1 protein-coding gene is annotated in these 675 nt (G+C 68.0%); it reads left to right on the top strand.

The genetic code is table 11. The features are described from left to right. Window positions 1–675: AMP-binding protein (locus IAE36_RS23465; RefSeq protein WP_201214972.1), on the top strand; the 675-nt coding region annotated here is incomplete at both ends.

Below are 675 nucleotides of genomic sequence, written 5' to 3'. Positions count from 1 at the left end.
TCGGTGTGGGAGTTCTTCTGGCCGCTGATGGTCGGTGCCCGCCTGGTGGTGGCCGCCCCGGGCGATCACCGCGACCCGGCGCGGCTGGTGGCGTTGATCGAGCGTGAGCAGGTCAGCACGCTGCACTTCGTGCCGTCGATGCTGCAGGTGTTTTTGCAAGACCCTGGGGTGTCCGGTTGCACCAGCCTCAAACGCATCGTGTGCAGCGGTGAGGCGTTGCAGGTGGATGCCCAGCAGCAGGTGTTCGCCAAGCTGCCGAATGCGGGGCTGTACAACCTGTACGGGCCGACCGAGGCGGCCATCGACGTGACCCACTGGACGTGCCGTGAAGAAGGGCAGGACAGCGTGCCGATTGGCCAGCCGATTGCCAACCTGAGCACCTATGTACTGAGCCACGACCTGGCGCCGGTGCCGGCCGGGGTGGTGGGCGAGCTGTACCTGGGCGGGGAAGGGCTGGCGCGGGGTTACCACCGCCGCCCGGGGTTGACCGCCGAACGCTTTGTGGCCAGCCCGTTCGGGGTGGGCCAACGGCTGTACCGTACCGGCGACCTGGCGCGTCAGCGCGCCGACGGGGTGATCGAGTACATGGGTCGCATCGACCACCAGGTGAAGATCCGCGGGCTGCGTATCGAGCTGGGCGAGATCGAAGCGCGCCTGCTGGAGCAGGCCGAAGTG

It is taken from the genome of Pseudomonas sp. S36, assembly GCF_016647875.1.
Taxonomy (GTDB): Bacteria; Pseudomonadota; Gammaproteobacteria; order Pseudomonadales; family Pseudomonadaceae; genus Aquipseudomonas; species Aquipseudomonas parafulva.
This window is presented reverse-complemented; position numbering and strand designations above follow the sequence as displayed.